Source organism: Pararhodospirillum photometricum DSM 122 (assembly GCF_000284415.1).
Lineage (GTDB): Bacteria > Pseudomonadota > Alphaproteobacteria > Rhodospirillales > Rhodospirillaceae > Pararhodospirillum > Pararhodospirillum photometricum.
The window spans coordinates 2,775,166-2,791,491 of the sequence record NC_017059.1; the positions used below are offsets into that span (position 1 = coordinate 2,775,166).

A 16,326-nucleotide genomic window follows, 5' to 3' on the forward strand; every position below is an offset into this window, starting at 1 on the left:
TTCTTGGAGTCGGCGTTTTCTTGGGGCTCGTGCCAGAGAAGCAGGCTCCGTATCCTGGGTCCAATCAGGGTTTTAAGGGGTCCCATAGGTCCATGCCGATCAATACCGCGCAGCTCCGGGCCTTCCACATGGTAGCGACCGAAGGCTCTTTTACCAAGGCGGCCAAGGCCTTGAATGTCACCCAGCCCACGGTGTCGGGGCAGGTCAGTGCGCTTGAGGAAAGGGCCGGGGTGCGGCTGTTCGAGCGAAAGGGCCGGGGCGTGCGCCTGACCGGCCTGGGAGAGCAGCTTGTCTTGGTCACGACCCGCTTGTTTGCCCTTCAAGACGAAGCCGAGGCGTTGTTGAGTCAAGGCATGGCCCTGGACGGCGGCCGTTTGGGGGTGGGGGCCGACAGCCCCTTTGTCGTGATGCCCCTGCTCTCGCGCCTGCGGCGGCGCCATCCGGGCATCACCTTTGACCTGACCTTGGGGAACTCGGCCGAGGTGCTGCAAAATCTTTACGACTATCGGACGGATGTGGGCCTCCTGGCCGACCTGCAGGGCGATCCCCGGCTAGTCGCCCACCCGCTGCACAGCCCCCGGGTCATGGCCTTGGTGCCGCGCGATCACTGGATCACAGGGCAAGTCCTCAAAGAAAAAATAATTTTTAGGGACGTCGGAATCGCTGCCCTAATTATCAGTTTTTTCGCGCTCGTTCCGCCCCTCGTTTTTATGACGATTGTTGACAGAATATTAGTTCACCAGCGTCTGTCTACACTTCATATCCTGACGACCGGAGTGTGTTTCGTCATTCTCTTTGATATGATTTTTGGATTTCTGCGTCGAAAACTTCTTGCGCTTGGCTCGGCAAAAATAGATGCTCGGATGAGCACTTATATTTTCGACAAAATGGTCAATCTTCCCATCGACTATTTTGAAAGAAATCCGACAGGTGTTATTTCTTATAAGCTTGGAGAAGTTTGGCGCATAAGAAATTTTCTTACGGGACAGTTATTTGGAACGATCCTTGATTCAACTGTTCTTTTTGTTCTTCTGCCTGTAATGTTTTACATTAGCTCACCGCTAACGTTTTTTGTTCTTGGACTCTCCATTCTTATGTCTGTTGTTGTTCTTGCCTACATTGCTCCTATGGCGCATGCCTACGGAAGAATTGTCCAGGCAGAGCAGCTCAAGGGCTCTCTGATGATCGAAACCATCCACGGGATGCGAACGGTCAAGTCCTTAGCTTTGGAGGGATTGAAGCGCCATGACTGGGATATTCGGGTAGCGGAGGCTGTTCGCGCCAATCTTGATTTTCAAAATCTGAGCAACCAACCGCAAACCATTCTCCAGCCTATTGAGAAATCTATTTACCTGGGGACGCTTACCTTGGGCGCCTATATGGCTTTGGGGACGGACGCAACGGTTCAGCCCGGTACCTTGGTGGCGTTCAGCATGCTGGCTTCGCGTGTGGCGTCTCCTTTCATGCAAATTGCGTCGCTTTTGCAGCAATTCCAGGAAGTCCGTGGCGCTTTAGCGCAGGTGTCGTCGGTGATCAACCATCCTCCGGAGGTCTCTGGTAGCCACAAAGGTGTGCGCCCGGTCATCCGCGGTGAAATCAGTTTCTCAGAAGTCCGGTTCCGGTACCCCGGTTCGCAGAACCCTGCTCTTGATAAGGTTTCTTTCAACATCACACCAGGACAAGTGATCGGTGTTATGGGGAGGAGCGGTTCTGGCAAGACAACAATCACGCGCCTTCTACAGGGTCTACATAGAAATTATGATGGCTTGATAAAAATTGATGGTGTTGATTTACGAGAAATCGATCTTTACCATCTTCGGTCTAATTTTGGGGTCGTTCTTCAAGATAACTTCCTTTTCCAGGGGACTATCCGGGAAAACATCGTGGCTGCCCGCCGCTCGGCCTCTCTTGAGGAAGTGATCCGGGCGGCCCGCTTGGCCGGAGCTGAAGAGTTCATCGAACGCTTGCCGCGTGGCTATGAAACAGAAATCGAGGAAGGGTCGAGCAACCTCTCCGGTGGTCAGCGCCAGCGCTTGGCCATTGCCCGGGCCTTGCTAGTCGATCCCCCCGTCCTGATCTTGGACGAAGCAACCAGTGCGCTCGATCCCGATAGTGAAGCTATTATCAACAATAACCTTAACCGGATCGGCCAGGGGCGCACGATGGTCATCATCTCGCACCGTCTGGCCTCCCTCGTCAGCTGTGACCAGATTATGGTCCTCGAACGCGGTTGCCTTTATGACATGGGCACCCACGAGGAACTCCTCGACCGTTGCGACGTTTATCGTCACCTCTGGTTCCAACAAAATCGCCACCTTGCTCCAGGATCGAGCCATGAACGCGCTACTCTCGTTCCGACTGCGATCCCCTGACCGGAAGCGATCGGCTGAATATGAAGCCGATCAGATCATCCGAAATTTTCAGGGAGAAACAGCGGAAATCACCGAGGCGCCCGACCCGGTGTCGGCGCGTATTACGGTGTGGATCCTTGCATCCATGGTCGCCTTGTTTCTTTTCCTCTCCTGTGTCTTGAGCCTTGACCGCGTTGTCGAAGCTGAGGGTCGGGTGGAAGCGCAGGCCCCGACACTGGTGGTTCAACCGTTGGAAACATCGCTTATTCGGGCCATTCACGTGCGCGAAGGACAGGTTGTGCGTAAAGGGGACATTCTCATTACGCTTGACCCTACTTTTGCCACAGCCGATGTAAGCCAGATTGATCAGCAAATCGGTAGCCTGTCTGCCGAGATTGCTCGTCTTGAAGCAGAAGCCCAGGGTATTCCTTTCAGGGCCGGAGAGAACCCCTCTCAGGACATGATTCTGCAAGAGACTATTTGGCGGGCGCATCAAGCAGAAGATAAGGCAAAGCTCACCAACTACGATCAGCGCATGGCGACAGCAGATGAGACAATCCGTCGTGCGACTCAAGAGGCTAGCCACTATCGGTCACGTGTCAAGGTTCTCTCTAACATTGAAGGAATGCGCCAAGAGCTGGAGCGCAACAAGGTTGGGAGCCGCTTGAACTCCCTTTTAGCTACAGACAGCCTTCTTGATGTCCAGCGTAACTTGGCTACCGCCGAAACCACGGCCCAGTCGGCTAAGCATGAGTTGGAGGCTTTGCGAGCTGAACGCGACGTTTATATCAAACAGCGCCGCAGCACGATTCTCTCAGATCTGTCAGCCCGCCAGCTTGATTTGGCCAAAGCCACCGAGGATCAAACCAAAGCCCGCAGACGTCATGAGTTGATCGAGCTTCGAGCTGTTGATGACGCTGTCGTTCTAGAAATCGGTAAGGTCTCAGTAGGATCAGTAGTCCAGACAGGCGATAAGCTATTAACCTTGGTGCCTGCTGAAACTCCCATGGAAGTGGTCGTAGCAATTCCTGCCCTAGACCAGGGGCATGTGAAAGTTGGTGATGAAGCGCAAATTAAATTTGCCGCCTATCGCTATATGGAACACGGGATGGGAAAAGGTGTAGTCCGTAGTATAAGTGAAGATTCTTTCACACATAACCGTGATCAAACGCAAAGCTCGGCTCCTTATTTTCGGGCCCATATTGACCTGACCGATGTCTCTTTGCGCAGCGTTCCGAGCTCTTTCCGTCTGGTCCCCGGGATGCCGGTAACGGCGGATATTATGGTGGGGTCTCGGCGCATCATTTCGTATTTCACCGAGCTCGCGGTCAAGGCGTCCTCAGAAGGAATGCGCGAGCCGTGACCCCTGATCGCCTATTCAGCCCTCCGAGCACAAGGCAAACCGACACCCATGGCTAAGTTTCTCGGCGCTCTCGGCAGTTTTTTCAGCGGTAGCAAGGCCGAAAAAGACCCTGACAAGCTCCATCAGCGGGGGATGGCTGCTTACCAGCGCGAAGACTACGCCACAGCCCTCGACGCTTGGCTATCAGCCGGCAAGGCTGGCCACGTCGAAGCCCAATACCACTTGGGCAAAATGTATGACAACGGTCACGGTGTTCTGCGCAACGTAGTCGATGCTCTGGTATGGTATCGGCGGGCAGCTGAAGGTGGGCATGGGGAGGCCCAGGCGCGTCTGTGTGAGATTTATTATTACGGTAGCGGCATCGCTGCCGGAGTTACTCCCAGCGAAGAGGCCGTCCGCCTCCTTTTTCCCAATGGCCTTGAAGTCGAGCAAAATTTCGAGGAGGCTTTTCGTTGGGGAAAAGCTGCGGCGGAGCAAGGGATCCTTTCTGCCGAAGCCATGATGGGGTACATGCTCGCCGCTGGGTTCGGTGGTGAGCCCAATTATGAGGAAGCCGAGCCCTGGTACCGTCGGGCGGCCGAACGGGGGCATCCAGCCGCACAATTGGGGTTGGGAACCCTTTTCGCCGGCAATTACATCAAAGACGGTAATCCTGCCGAAGCCGTCGTCTGGTTCAGCAAAGCGGCTAAACAGGGGGCGGCAACAGCTTGGTACTATCTTGGCCTTCTGTATTCCACCGGCCTTGGGGTCGAGAAGGACGACGAAAAGGCCTTGGCTGCTTTCAAAGCAGCTGCAGAAGGACAGTGTATCGCGGCATTTCGTGCCCTTGGCCAAATATATTTACACGGTCAGGGTGTCCCACAGGACCCTGAGAAGGGCGAAACCTATTTACGCCAAGCCGCCACACACAAAGATACCGAGGCGATGCTTCTCTTGGGCCACCTCAATAGCCGAGGCGAAGGTCGTCAACCCGACCTTTTCGAGGCCGCAAACTGGTACCGACAGGCGGCCGAATACGGTCATCGGGAGGCCCAGCTTTTGCTCGGACGCATGTATATGGCAGGAGCCGGGGTGGCCTACGACGAAAAGGAAGGAGCGAAGTGGATCGAAATGGCCGCAGGTCAAGGAGACCCCAAAGCCCAGTTAAGCATCGGTGCTTCCTATGCCGAGGGACGCGGCGTCAACCAAAACTACCACCGCGCTCTTGATTGGTGGTCATTTCAGACGCCCATGAAGGCATCAAATCCGCCGTTTCCAAGGTATTTTGTGCCACTTGGCAGCGCTGTCGCGTCCATTTCATGCGGACTATTCTTGCTTATGCTGGCAAAAACGCTCGGCGCGTCGTGGCCGCCTTTATCGGAACGGCTTTCGCCCAAAACGATGTCGCTTCGGCCCGGGCGCAGTGGCGTCAGGTGGCAGACCAACTGCGCCCCAAGGTCCCCAAGCTTGCCGCCTTGCTTGACGAGGCCGAAAGCGATGTCTTGGCGTACATGACCTTCCCCAAGGAGCATCGGGCCAAAATCCACAGCACCAATCCCATCGAACGCCTCAACGKGGAGATCAAGCGCCGCACGGACGTCGTGGGGATCTTTCCCAACGAAGCCGCCATCACTCGCCTGATCGGGGCCATCTTGATGGAGCAAAATGACGAATGGGCCGTCCAGCGTGCCCGCTATATGACGCTGGAATCCGTCGCCCCCTTGGGCGATGATCCCCTCTCATGCTTGCCGTCCGTCACGGCTGCCTGATCACTCCGGCCAAACCTCCCGGAGAGAAAACAGTGATTGCCCTGTTACACCACTCCTCGGGACACGATCCTGTTTGGCGATCAAGTGAGGGCGAATTTTCCGCTGACGAGGTCGCAGACGGCGTCGTAATCGGAAGCCCCTGAGAGGCGAGCGGTTCCAGTGATGGATCGGTATCCGGCGTGGATTTGTGCTCCCCAAGCGGAGCGGAAGCCATTGGTCACCTTGCGAAACACCACCGAGGGCCGGATTTCGCGTTCGCAGATGTTGTTCGTCGACGGCACCCGGCGGTCGGCCAGGAAGACGAAGAACTTCCCACGCCACGCCTTGATCTGGTGCTGAAGGGTCCGCCCGGCGGGATGGGCGGCCGGAACGCTCAGCAGCACGTCTAGGCGATGCTCGGCTCTGCCGGCGTAGGTCGCCAAAGTGGTGTCCTTGAGCCTTGGCCTTCGTTTGCCGATGCGGATGGTCCAGCGCAAAAGATCCCGGATCCGGGGGGCGAAGACCGTATCCCCGCAATCGATGGCGTATTGGACATCCCGCAAAACATGGGCGAGGCAGACTTGGTGAACCTGGCCCAGGTCCTGCTGCCCAGCGTAGCGATCCGAGATCCAGACCTCCGGCCGGTGCAAGCCCAGAACCGATGTCACGACGGTGCGCGCCCGACTGGGCTTGATGTCGTGCAGAACGGCCGTATCGGTCACGAACACCCACTGCCAGTGGGTTTTGCCCTCGACCCGCGCCGTGGTTTCGTCCGAGGCGATGACATCCGCCTGCATGATTCTCGTCTTGATGGCCGCGCAGGCCGCCGTCAGGCTGGTTTCGAGACGGCGGAAGGCGTTGGCGATCGCCCCTTCCGAGATTTTCAGCCCAAACAGCTCCTTCAGCATTCGGGCGAGGCGCTCGAAGCTGACGTGGTGACTGTGGTGCAAATACGTCAGCAAGGCCTGGATCCCTGGCCCAAAGGGGGTCCCAACTGGATGATCGGCCGGCGCCTGTGCCCGAAACCGTCGGCGACAAGCCGGGCACCGTCCCCCAAACACAGGAGCGCACTCAGGCGGCTTCTTTACGAAATCGACGAGTTCTTACCTTATTTCCCGCTCCTTCCCCTGATGAAATCTTAGAAATAAAACAATCAAAAATAAAACTCAAATATAGTTCAAAAATGGATATTCCCAATGGATTATCCCGTCTTGCTATTTCTGATCGGCAAGACCTAAAAATATTATTTTTAATACACGTAAAGATATATATGAAATAGAGAGCTTACTAAAACTTTCTATGGTTGATGAAATTGAAATTCATCATTTTTAGGTCACGATCTACAAATTACTTCTCTTCCAGATCGCCTTGGGGTTCCTTATGATGTTTTTATTCATGATTACCATCTAATTTGTCCACGAATTAATCTTGTCGATGACCATGGACGATATTGCGGTGAGCCTGATCTTTTGGCGTGTGAGCAATGCGTTGCCGATCCAGCGACCCGGTTTGAACCATCGCTTACGGTAACGGCGTTACGTCGGCGATCACAAACCCTGATTGCGGGAGCCCGTCGAGTGATTGGCGCCACCACGGGGGCTTTATCGCGTCTGCGTCGCCATTTACCCGGCCTTTCATCTGGTCCTGAGTTTGTGGTCACTCCCTGGGAAACAGACCTCCCGACGCCTTGTTGCCCAGAGCCATCATCTCCAAACAAACGATGGCGTATTGCGATTATTGGCGCGGTAGGACAACAGAAGGGGTATGACATTTTGCTTGCCTGCGCTGAGGATGCCGCGGCGCGTGACCTCCCCCTTGAGTTTGTTCTTGTTGGCTTTTCCGATGACGATGCGCGCTTGGTCGGAACGGGACGGGTTTTTGTGACCGGACGCTTCGGTGAGGCTGAGGCTTTAGATCTTACGCAATCTCAAGGGGCAACACTAGCCCTTCTCCCGTCTATTTCTCCCGAAACATGGTGTTATGCTTTGTCCGTAGCGTGGCGGGCAGGCCTTTTTGTCGTTGCTTTTGATTTAGGAGCAATTGCCGAACGCATTCGGGAAAAAGGGGGCGGTGTTCTTGTCTCTCCCGATCTTGGCCCAGGCGAGCTTAATGAGGTGCTTGTTGGCATCCTTGACGGTTCATCAAGGGGAGCGCTAGGTTGCGTCGGATCGCATCAAATTCCTCTGTCCAAAGATTCCGTTGAGGGCGTTTCAGCTCTATTTTCTTTCGATCACACCCACTCGACAAGGAATGAACCGTCCATGAACAGCCCCCTTTCGTCTTCCGATGCTCCATCTCCGGTCCAGATTCAAGCAACGCCCCAAGTGCTCTCCCTGGCTCCGGGTTTCTATTCCCTGGCGGTCGTAGAGGGTGGTTCTCAGCCTAATCCCGGAAAAATTGCTGTTCCCAGCGTTCAGATCACCACCCCTCCGGTTTCTGCTCCTGGAACCATTGTGGATTTGTTTGGGGCTCATCCCGGGGGGTGGCTCACCAAGGCTGGAGATATCCTTATTATTCGAGTGACTGGACCGCAGGCAGGAACCGTAATCTTGACCTCCTTCAAGGAATCTGACCGCCCGAATGAAAACTTGCGCCTCCAACTAAACAGGTTAGACGAAACCCTACAGGCAGCCCCGTCGCCCGCAGCTCAGGCCTCGCCTAAAGCGGAACTGTTGCTGCACATCAGTCGACAGGGTGACCGGCGCTTTCCTTTGTCCTCTCTCGCCGGAGTTCTGGGGCAACAGGCCTGGATTGAAGCTTTTTCCCTTGAAGCGGTTGAAAATATTCGCCTCGATGAAATTGAGTATAAGGGCTTGACGGCTAATGGTTGGGAAACTCCCTGGATTCCAGCCGGTGAACTGTGTGGAAATCGGGGAATGGGGATGCCCCTAATAGGCTTTTGCTTCCGCCTCAAAGGTGAAGCGGCCAACCGATTTGACTGCGTCTATGAAGGCGCCTTTGCTAGCGGACGCCGCACCATGCCGGTGACGAACGGTACACCATGCCGATCGGATGTGATTGGCGATCCTCTTGAAGGGATTTTATTGCATCTTCAGCCCAAGGCGGCGGCATCCCCTGCCCCGCGCGTTCTTTAAAGGCGACCCTCTCTTGACATCCCCGCCCGAGATTCCTGTCGAAGCCGACATGCGTCGAATCGTTTTGAACGTCGGCTGTGGTCCATCTAGCGATCCTCGTCTTGAGGCGGCTTTTCCCGTGTCTGAGTGGAGAGAGGTGCGGCTGGATATTAATCCAGCCGTGTCTCCTGACATTGTAGCCTCAATCATCAACATGGAGTGTGTGGCCTCGGCCTCTGTGGACGCCCTATGGTCGTCCCACAATCTGGAGCATCTTTTTGCTCACGAAGTTCCCCTGGCCCTGTCCGAATTCTTTCGCGTTCTAAAACCAAGGGGAAGCGCTATCATTGCTGTCCCTGACCTGCAAGGAGTTGCAAAGCAGGTTTCTGAAGACAATGTTGAAGAACCTCTCTATATATCACCAGTAGGTCCGATTGGAGCTTTGGATATTATTTTTGGACACGGTGCCGCGATTTCAGCTGGAAATATATTTATGGCTCATCGAACAGGTTTTTCCCCTAGAATATTAGGAAAAGCCTTGATGGCCGCTGGTTTTGAACCAGTTATCATCAGAAGATTAGAAAATTTCGAGCTTGTCGCGCACGCCCATTGCCCCCCTCTCTCTGACACCGACACCTCCTCCCTATGAACTATTTGTTTGTTCACCAGCATTTCCCAGGCCAGTATCAGCATATGGCTATATACTTGGCCCGCCAGCCGGGAAACCGGGTCGTTTTTTTGTCTCACGACAATATAAACCACCTTGAAGGGGTAGAGCGGGTCACGTATGAACCGTTTCGCCGGCCTAATCCCCAGATTCATCATTATCTGCATGATATTGAAGGGGGAGTGATCTATGGCCAGGGCGCCTATATGGCCGCCCTAGGTCTTAAGAACAGAGGATTTCATCCCGATATCATCATTGGTCACAATGGGTGGGGGGAGACTCTTTTCCTCAAAGACGTGTGGCCAGATAGTCCTCTTCTTTCATATTTTGAGTTTTTWWATAGAGCTCGTGGCGCAGATCTCGATTTTGATCCCTCCTCTCCCTTGACACAAGACGACGCGCCGCGTGTGCGGATCAAAAATGCCACGAATTTGCTCGGTCTTGAGGTTGCCGACTGGGGACAGGTGCCGACCCAATGGCAATGGTCACTGTACCCGGAGTATGCTAGAAATAAGATCAGCATTATTCACGAAGGGATCGACACCCAACAGGCTCGTCCGGACCCCTTGGCTTGGCTCCAACTTGGGCAAGCAGGGGCCTTGCGCCTGACAGCACGTGATGAAGTGATCACCTATGTTGCACGAAACTTGGAACCTTATCGGGGATTCCATGTTTTTATGCGCGCTCTTCCAGAGATCCTCCGCCGACGTCCCAAAGCATATGTTCTTATTGTTGGTGGTGATGAGGTTAGTTACGGCCCGGCCTCTCCGGATGGACGTAGCTTCCGCACAATTATGCTCGAAGAGGTCGGGCCTTATCTTGACATGTCGCGAGTCTACTTCCTGGGAAAGCTCAGTTATGAACTTTATCTAAGCGTTCTTAAAATTTCCTCTGTTCACATTTATCTAACATACCCGTTTGTTCTCTCCTGGTCGTTTCTTGAGGCGATGTCGACAGGATGCGCCATGATCGGTTCTGCGACACCTCCTGTGATGGAGGTTTTGCGCGACGGGGATAATGGTTTACTTGTGGATTTCTTTGATACCCAGGCGTTGGCCCGTCGGATCGACGAAGTTTTGGATCATCCTGACCGGATGCAGGCAATGCGGGCCCGGGCCCGACAAACAGTCCTTGAACACTACGACTTGCATACGATCACGTTGCCACGCCACTTGGTGCTGATTAACGATCTGATCGCGGGACGGAAACCACGTTGTGGATTCGTACCGTGACTTCTGAATGGACTGAGGGCTATCTCGCGGACGTTCCTTATACAGATACTGTGTATCAGGAGCTGTTTCCCAGCTTTCTCGCCTTCATGTGTTTGTTGATTGGTGTCCGCCCCCCGGATTTAGCCCGGGGTTTTCGCTATTGCGAGCTAGGATGCGGCCGCGGGGCAACCCTTCTCCATGCAGCCGCCACACATCCTCACGGCGACTTTGTCGGCATTGATTTCGATCCTGCGGCCATCGCCTCAGCCCGAGATTTGGCCAGAGAGGCTGGCCTTGCCAATGTGGCTTTGCATGAGGAAGCCTTTCGCGATCTTGCCTTTCGCCTGAGTGTCTCTCCCGGAGGCGTCCCGGACCACGAACGCTTCGACATTGTCGTTCTGCATGGCGTCTATGGTTGGGTTGCGGCTGAAAATAGGCAGGCTCTTGTCGAAATCCTCCGTCATTGGGTGCGGCCGGGAGGACTGGTTTTTATCAGCTATAATTGCCGTGCCGGTTGGGCACCGCTGGTTCCCCTTCAGCGCCTTCTTGTTCGGCATGCGGCTCAATCCTCGCGACGAGGAAACACCCGGATCGAAGAAGCCCTGGCTTTCCTAGGTCAACTCCGAGGGGGAGGAGCTTCCTTTTTTTCTACCAATCCGATCGCGGCTCATCACCTGAACGATCTGGAAAGACACCACAGAGGCTACCTAGCTCATGAGTATTTTAACGAATACTGGGACGTTTTCGATCATGCCGATATTGCTTCGGCGGTTGCTTCTGCCCGGTTAACATTTATAGGATCAGCAACAATACCCTATAATAGCGACGATCTGTGTCTTCCTGCTCCTTTGAGAGAGATCGTCGCCTGCGTTTCTGATCCGGCTCTTGCTGAAATGGTCCGTGACCTAACAACCGGGCGTGTCTTTCGCCGCGACATCTTCATGCGGGGCCCACAGCGGCTATCGTCGGAAATCTGCTTGGAGTTGTTGCGAAAATATCGCTTTACGCTAAGGCGGCCAATCAATGAAATCCGCCTAGTGTTTCCCGTTCCCCTTGGGGAATTACGCGGCGACCCCGCGATTGGTGGGCCCATTCTTGCCGCCCTGACGGAAGGAACGCCCCGCTTTGTTGATCTTGAGACCGATCCAAAGCTTGCCGGGACCTCTCCGGCTGCCATTTTGCGCTGCTTGTCTCTCCTTGTGTCGTCCGGCCAAGCCGATATCGTTAGCGACCACAGTGAAGCGGCCAAGGAGCCGTGCCGCCGTCTGAACCAGGAAACGATTCTCCGAGTCCTGCGGGGGGAAGACCGATCCTTCGCCGCAGCCCCTTTGATTGGTGGAGCTCTCCGCTTTTCCCCCTTAGAGCATCGGATACTGGCCGCCTTGTACAAGGGCCATCCGCCCGACGTTTCAATTTTGCTCTCCCTGCTCCAAGAACAGCTACCGCTGTTAAAGGGTGGGAGCGAGTGCGACGGTTCTAGCGCCTTGACTTCGACTCTCGAGACCGTCGTGGCACATCACATTCCTCTGTGGCAGCGGTTAGGAATCGTCTAATCATGACGCCCACTGTCCGCTCTCTTCCCGAAGACGCCGTTATACAATGCATTACATCCCCTGCTTTTGATGCCTCCCCCCCTCGCCTGCTCGGACAAGCTCACCTTCCCGAGAATGTAGCTTGTGTTTTGGAACCGATCTGGTCAATTTCTCACTTTCCGGCCGCAGAGATTAGAATTTTCCATTTAAAAGACGTGTGGGTTGCGAAAGAAGGGTTAGTCTTCGACGCCGAAGGCAACCTTTTTGAAGAAACCATCACGCAACACACCTCCAGCGAAATCGAAACCGCTTATGAGGCGGTGGTGACCGCTCGTTGCGAACCAACAATGTCTACAGAATTCGGACCTGTCGCTTTGTGCAAAAAGCGAGGGATCGGTAATTATGGACATTGGATGCTTGAAATGTTACCCCGAGCTTATCTCGTCCATAAAAATGTTGAAGTATCTGGATTGCGATTTTTGATTGCTAAAAATTCGGGGCGTCTAGCCGAGAGTATGGCGCTCTCCCTTATGTCTATTGGCATTCCCCCCTCTCAGGTCATTCCTGCCGATGACACCCCAAGGCGTTTTGAACAGATCTTGATGGTTGATGGCCTTACGCACCACGGGGCATTCTTCTCTCCTCTCGTCCTTGATCCTCTCGAAGCTATTGCTCGTCCAATTCCCTTAGGCTCACCAATAAAAATTCTTGTATTACGGCGTAGCACTGGCTTTCGGCTGTTAGCTGAGGAGGACAAGATCATTTGTCACGCCCTGGAGCGTGGTTATACTGTTGTCGATCCAGGTCTGATGTCACTCGGTGATCAGATTGCCCTGTTTAAAAGGGCATCACGAATTGTTGGCATTATGGGAGCGGCGATGACCAACATAGTCTTTGCAGCCCCTAGCACTCCTATCGTGACGGTCGCCCCAGGCGGAATGATGGATACATTCTTCTGGTTTCTGGCGATTTTGCGCGGGCTCGAGTACATGGAAGTTCGTTGCCCGCCCATTGGGCCTGTCCGGGGAAATTCCCCCTGGGATACCGACTTGTTTCTTGACCCTGCCCTCTACGGGCCTGTGTTCGACGGCACCTAGAACTACGTGCGACTCACTGAACTGGTCAACGTTCAAAATTCAGTTCTGACTTTCCCGATCTCGCTCTCATCGTCTAAGAGCGTCGACAAACTGCCCCTCGTCGCAGCGAGGAGGTTGCCTTCTATCAGGCGATTGTCGATACCAAGGGCGCGGCTTCCATGCTACCCCGGGGACAGCATGGAAGCCTTTTCTCGCGAAGCCTCCCTTCCCTAGAAGCCCTCGCCCCCTCTAGAGAGCCCCTTGGCCTCCTGTCTATCATTCTCTTTCCAGACACCTTCCCGTCATGACAACCCACAGCTCCCCCCGGGATAAGATCATATCAAGGTAAACCTCCATGTCTTCTTCCGCCGTATCTTTAACAGGACGCAAAAATTCTGGAAAACTGGCTTGGTGCGATCTTCGCCAATCAATTGATTTATCATGGTTTTGGTTAAATTTAGGGTGGAACGATACTCTTCAGAGATATCGCGGTTCAATTCTTGGTCCATTCTGGATTACAATAACAACGGGTATATTTATTGCTGGTCTCGGGCCTCTCTATGCAAAACTATTTYCTCTTGATATGAAAGTTTATCTTCCTTTTATGGCGATTGGAGTCACAACATGGCAATTCATTACTGGAACTATTGTAGATGCATGCAATACATTTATTGGTTCTAGCCACCTTATGAAGCAAATGAAAATACCAAGGCTATCTCTTCTTTTTCGAGTCGTATGGAGGAATATAATATCTTTCCTTCATAACGCGCCCATATATATATTTATCATGGCTCTTTTTGGGCCACCGCTTGACTGGACAATCCTTGGGGTTATACCTGGATTTATATTGGTTTGCCTTAACTTGATATGGATGGGTCTTGTTGTTGCTATTGTCTGCACAAGATTTCGGGATATCGGTCCGATTATCGGGTCGATCTTGCAGATTGGCTTTTTCATCACCCCTGTAATATGGAACCATAAAATGCAGGATATACCCCAAATGATTGTAAACATAAATCCGTTTGCGGCATTTATAGAATTGATTCGAGCCCCAATGATGGGGGAGTGGATTTCCCCAGAGTTGCTGTTTCTCTCTATAGCTTTCCTTGCCGTTGGAACAATTGTGTCGATTGTCTTGTTTATCCGCTGCCGCAGCCAGATTATTTATTGGGTTTGATCATGGCAAAAGTTATTCTCAAAGATGTCTCTGTGAGCTTTCCTGTTCTTCATACAGGGAATCGATCCCTGAAGAAGGCGCTCGTCGCAACTGCAACGGGAGGGGCAATCCTGAGGGAAGCCCGTTCGGCTCCCGTGGTACAGGCCTTGAAAGACGTAACCGTATCCCTGGAGCCAGGCGATCGAGTTGGCCTGATCGGAACGAACGGCGCCGGCAAATCCACTCTCTTACGCGTAATTGCGGGGATCTATGAACCGGACACGGGAGACATACACATCAGTGGTGACGTGATGCCCCTGCTCGATCTCGGTCTTGGTTTCGATGGTGATTTGACCGGACGAGAAAATATACGCATGCGAGGCATGTATCTTGGCCTCAAACCACACGATTCAAAAAAATTAGTCCCCGAAATTGCCGCGTTTACCGAATTAGGAGATTACCTTGACCTTCCAGTTAGGACCTATTCTTCTGGAATGCAAATGCGGCTTTCCCTTGGAGTAGCAACAGCGATACAACCTGATATTCTACTTATGGATGAATGGATGATGGCTGGAGATGCGACCTTTATGGAGAAAGCAAAAAAAGAGGATCGAGCAGGGGCATCACGTCACCACTGATGTGTACCTGGGGCGATGCCCCAGACCCCCTTTTTTCTTTTTGGCTAGCTGCCGACCGAGGCGGCGCCGGCTTCGCCCACTTGGTCAAAGCGGCTGAAGCGGTCGTGGCGAAAGGGCGCCAGAAGTTCGGGCTGGCGGTCGGTGGCCACGCACTCGGCCATGCGCTTACCGCACACCGGTGTCGCCTTGAAGCCCCAGGTGCCCCACCCGGCATCAATGTAATAGTTGTCGAGTGGCGTCTTCCCCATGATCGGGGCAAAGTCGGGGGTCATGTCGGCCATGCCCGCCCACTGCCGCATCACCCGCACCTCGGCCAAAAAGGGGAACAGTTCCAGGATATGGGCCATCAGCCCCTCCTTGAACTCCAGGGTCGAGCGAGTGGACCACAGCGGATAGGGATCCACCGCGCCGCCCATCACCAACTCGCCACGCTGCGATTGCCAGATGTAGCAATGCAGGCTGCCCGACACGATGACGCTGTTGATAATCGGCTTGACCGGCTGGGAGACACAGGCCTGCAAGGGCACGGTGCGAATGGCAAGGCGCAACCCAGCCATGCGGGCCACGGCGCTGGTCGCCCCGGCCACCGCCTGCACCGCCTGGCCACAGCCCACCGCGCCCCGGCGGGTGAGGACCTGGGTCACCCGATTGCCCTCAATAACTAGGCCGGTCACGTCGGTGAGTTGGTGGATCTCGACGCCGAGTTGCGCGGCGCGGATGGCATAGCCCCAGGCCACGGCGTCGTGACGAGCCGTCCCGCCAACCGGGTGATGCAAGGCGCCGAGGATGGGATAGCGGGCATCGCGGCCCACGTGGAGACGGGGCTCCAGTTCAGCGACCCGCTGGGTATCGATCAGCTCGCTCTCGACCCCCAAGTGCTTGTTGACCTCGGCCCGCCATCGCATGGTGCGTAAGGAAGCGTCGGTATGAGCCAGGGTCATGTGGTGCTTACGCGTATACATGACATTGAAGTCCAGCTCTTCGCTCAAGGTCTCGAAGAGTTCCATGGACTCCTTGTAAAAGGCCACGCCTTCCGGGGTCAGATAGTTAGCGCGCACGATGGCCGTATTGCGCGCCGTGTTGCCGCCGCCGAGATAGCCTTTGTCGAGCACGGCGATGGAGCGGACGTTCCAGGTTTTGGCAAGGTGATACGCGGTGGCCAGCCCATGCCCCCCGGCTCCGATGATCACCACGTCGTAGTGCTTCTTGAGCTCCGGGGTGGCCGGAAGTTCCCGTGGGGGCACCTGGGAGCGGGAGCGGAAGCCGGCTTTGAGCAGTGCGAGAGGCATGCGCGTCGTCCGTCAGGAAGAGGATGACCGCAGCCTAGCAAGGGCTTTCTTGGGAGGCAACTTTTTTTACTGAAAGAGTAAGGAAGGCTGGGGAGGCTCGCCTCCCCAGACCCCCTCTATCCTTAGGAAAATGAGGGGTCTCGGGGACGGCGAGCCTCCCCAGCCTTCCCCTTCTTAGGTGCTTTGACAAATAAACGGAGCAAAACGAGGGGTCTGGGGAGGCAAGCCTCCCCAGCCTTCCC

10 protein-coding genes and 3 pseudogenes are annotated in these 16,326 nt (G+C 54.5%); 11 read left to right on the forward strand and 2 right to left on the reverse strand.

Annotated elements, in window-relative coordinates; genetic code table 11:
- Nucleotides 1–92 precede the first annotated feature (92 nt).
- From RSPPHO_RS12465 to RSPPHO_RS12480, 4 genes and pseudogenes are all read left to right on the forward strand, one after another.
- Nucleotides 93–2,372: an ATP-binding cassette domain-containing protein gene (locus tag RSPPHO_RS12465; protein WP_081581755.1), complete on the forward strand. Its 2,280-nt coding sequence runs from the start codon at nt 93–95 to the stop codon at nt 2,370–2,372.
- Nucleotides 2,335–3,714, forward strand: coding sequence for an HlyD family type I secretion periplasmic adaptor subunit (locus tag RSPPHO_RS12470; RefSeq protein ID WP_041795404.1), 1,380 nt, complete (start codon nt 2,335–2,337; stop codon nt 3,712–3,714). The genes RSPPHO_RS12465 and RSPPHO_RS12470 overlap by 38 nt, the downstream gene beginning before the upstream one ends.
- 132 nt (nt 3,715–3,846) lie before the next feature.
- Nucleotides 3,847–4,833, forward strand: a pseudogene (locus tag RSPPHO_RS20090) (SEL1-like repeat protein); the annotation flags it as partial.
- A gap of 92 nt (nt 4,834–4,925) precedes the next feature.
- Nucleotides 4,926–5,462 (forward strand): annotated as a pseudogene (locus RSPPHO_RS12480) (IS256 family transposase); the annotation flags it as partial.
- Between the two features lie 80 nt (nt 5,463–5,542).
- Here RSPPHO_RS12480 and tnpC read toward each other — a convergent pair.
- Nucleotides 5,543–6,502, reverse strand: a pseudogene (tnpC, locus tag RSPPHO_RS12485) (IS66 family transposase); the annotation flags it as partial.
- 516 nt (nt 6,503–7,018) lie between these two features.
- Between tnpC and RSPPHO_RS19140 the strand changes: the two are divergent.
- From RSPPHO_RS19140 to RSPPHO_RS19165, 7 genes are all read left to right on the forward strand, one after another.
- Nucleotides 7,019–8,536, forward strand: a complete 1,518-nt coding sequence (locus RSPPHO_RS19140) for a glycosyltransferase (RefSeq protein WP_157879221.1) — start codon at nt 7,019–7,021, stop codon at nt 8,534–8,536.
- Between the two features lie 13 nt (nt 8,537–8,549).
- Entirely contained in the window at nt 8,550–9,164 is a 615-nt protein-coding gene (locus RSPPHO_RS19145) for a class I SAM-dependent methyltransferase (protein ID WP_197535607.1), read from the forward strand.
- Complete coding sequence (locus tag RSPPHO_RS12490) at nt 9,161–10,414, forward strand: glycosyltransferase family 4 protein (RefSeq protein ID WP_041795408.1); 1,254 nt, start codon at nt 9,161–9,163, stop codon at nt 10,412–10,414. The genes RSPPHO_RS19145 and RSPPHO_RS12490 overlap by 4 nt, the downstream gene beginning before the upstream one ends.
- Nucleotides 10,411–11,946 (forward strand): class I SAM-dependent methyltransferase, encoded by a 1,536-nt coding sequence (locus tag RSPPHO_RS19150; protein ID WP_157879222.1) that lies wholly within the window; start codon nt 10,411–10,413, stop codon nt 11,944–11,946. Before RSPPHO_RS12490 ends, RSPPHO_RS19150 begins: the two co-directional genes overlap by 4 nt.
- A gap of 2 nt (nt 11,947–11,948) precedes the next feature.
- The gene (locus RSPPHO_RS19155; RefSeq protein ID WP_081581758.1) at nt 11,949–13,022 is read left to right on the forward strand and encodes a glycosyltransferase family 61 protein; all 1,074 of its coding nucleotides are present in this window, start codon (nt 11,949–11,951) and stop codon (nt 13,020–13,022) included.
- Nucleotides 13,023–13,356: 334 nt separating this feature from the next.
- Complete coding sequence (locus RSPPHO_RS19160) at nt 13,357–14,178, forward strand: ABC transporter permease (RefSeq protein WP_081581759.1); 822 nt, start codon at nt 13,357–13,359, stop codon at nt 14,176–14,178.
- A gap of 2 nt (nt 14,179–14,180) precedes the next feature.
- Nucleotides 14,181–14,795 (forward strand): ABC transporter ATP-binding protein, encoded by a 615-nt coding sequence (locus RSPPHO_RS19165; protein ID WP_081581760.1) that lies wholly within the window; start codon nt 14,181–14,183, stop codon nt 14,793–14,795.
- A gap of 44 nt (nt 14,796–14,839) precedes the next feature.
- Here RSPPHO_RS19165 and RSPPHO_RS12515 read toward each other — a convergent pair whose 3' ends face one another.
- Nucleotides 14,840–16,084, reverse strand: coding sequence for an FAD-dependent oxidoreductase (locus tag RSPPHO_RS12515; protein WP_014415596.1), 1,245 nt, complete (start codon nt 16,082–16,084; stop codon nt 14,840–14,842).
- Between the last annotated feature and the right edge of the window lie 242 nt (nt 16,085–16,326).

Bases quoted from the DNA above. Each gene is read 5' to 3' on its own strand.
- RSPPHO_RS12465 (WP_081581755.1), top strand. From the start codon at position 93: ATGCCGATCAATACCGCGCAGCTCCGGGCCTTCCACATGGTAGCGACC.
- RSPPHO_RS12470 (WP_041795404.1), top strand. From the start codon at position 2,335: ATGAACGCGCTACTCTCGTTCCGACTGCGATCCCCTGACCGGAAGCGA.
- RSPPHO_RS19155 (WP_081581758.1), top strand. From the start codon at position 11,949: ATGACGCCCACTGTCCGCTCTCTTCCCGAAGACGCCGTTATACAATGC.
- RSPPHO_RS19165 (WP_081581760.1), top strand. From the start codon at position 14,181: ATGGCAAAAGTTATTCTCAAAGATGTCTCTGTGAGCTTTCCTGTTCTT.
- RSPPHO_RS12515 (WP_014415596.1), bottom strand. From the start codon at position 16,084: ATGCCTCTCGCACTGCTCAAAGCCGGCTTCCGCTCCCGCTCCCAGGTG.